This window comes from Bradyrhizobium sp. (assembly GCF_016462955.1).
Taxonomy (GTDB): Bacteria; Pseudomonadota; Alphaproteobacteria; order Rhizobiales; family Xanthobacteraceae; genus Bradyrhizobium.
Window position 1 is genome coordinate 1 of record NZ_JAEMSD010000357.1, and the last position, 1,210, is coordinate 1,210.

Consider the following 1,210-nt stretch of genomic DNA (forward strand, 5'->3'; position numbering starts at 1 on the left):
CGCGATCGAAACTCGGGCCCTCCAGGAACGAATGCAGATTCTCGCCGCGACGTTGCAGTTTCAGCCACGGCGTCTGGCGGCCGGTCAGATGATATTTTTCCGGAAGCCTGGCAAAAACCGTTGTCTGGATCGTAGGTGCTGAAAACATCGTGGCGGCCTCTGGCTTGAAAACGCCGGCTCAATTGCCGGTGAAGTTGGGCTTTCGCTTCTCCTTGAAGGCGGTGAACGCTTCGCGGTGATCGGACGTTTCGAGCGAGATCGCCTGCATCGCGGCTGCCAGTTCCAGGCTGTCCGGCAATGTCATGTCGAGCGATCGACGCAACAGCTGTTTGGTCATTCGCAGCGCTTGCGGCGGCTGCGCTGCGATCTGCGTCGCCAGCGCGCGTGCGCGCTCCATCAGCTGTTCGTGCGGTACGACCTCCTCGACGAGGCCCCATTGAAGGGCCGTGTCGGGCTTGACGAACTCTCCGGTGTAAGTCATGCGGCAAGCCTTCGCCAATCCGACCCGCCGCGGCAGGAACCAGGCGCCGCCGTCGCCCGAGATCAGGCCGACGCGGAGAAAGCTCTCGGCAAAAGACGCTTTCTCGGACGCGATGCGCAGATCGCACATCAAGGCGAGATCGCAGCCTGCACCGACGGCTGAACCGTTCACCGCGGCAATCGTCGGCACCTGGCAATGATAGAGCGCGAGCGGGATTTGCTGGATGCCGTGAAGATAGACGCGCCGTGCATGGAACGGCGGCCCGGCGAAATGGCCCGTGCGCGTCACCATGTCTTTAAGGTCGCCGCCCGAGCAAAACCCGTCGCCGGCGCCCGTGATCACCATGCACCCCACGCTCATGTCGCGGTTGATCCGGTCGCATGTCGCGACGATGGTCTCGATCATCTCGTCCGATATCGCGTTGCGGAGATCGGGACGGTTGAGCTCGAGCGTCAGCACCCCGTCCTGTTCGGTGATCTTGATGTGTTCGGTCATTGCGTCACTTCATCATTGGGGCGAGAAAGCGCGCCCGTGGTGTAGAGGTCGTCGAGTTCACGCGGCGAAAAGCCCCAGTCGCGCAGAACCTCCTGTGCATTCGCGCCGATGACGGGAGGCGGGTGCGGAACGGCCGGCGCTGTCCGGCTGAAGCGGGGCGCGGGTCCGGGCTGGGTGACGCCGGCGATCTCGACGAAAGTGCCGCGCATCCGGGTGTGCGGGTGTTGCGGCGCC

The 1,210-nt window shown here is 63.8% G+C and carries 1 protein-coding gene and 1 pseudogene; both read right to left on the bottom strand.

Annotation, left to right across the window (positions count from 1 at the left end):
- Nucleotides 1–178 precede the first annotated feature (178 nt).
- Complete coding sequence (locus JHD07_RS27980) at nt 179–976, bottom strand: crotonase/enoyl-CoA hydratase family protein (protein ID WP_024343216.1); 798 nt, start codon at nt 974–976, stop codon at nt 179–181.
- Nucleotides 973–1,210 (bottom strand): annotated as a pseudogene (locus JHD07_RS27985) (CoA transferase); the annotation flags it as partial. The gene JHD07_RS27980 and the pseudogene JHD07_RS27985, both read right to left, overlap by 4 nt.

Bases quoted from the DNA above. Each gene is read 5' to 3' on its own strand.
- JHD07_RS27980 (WP_024343216.1), bottom strand. From the start codon at position 976: ATGACCGAACACATCAAGATCACCGAACAGGACGGGGTGCTGACGCTC.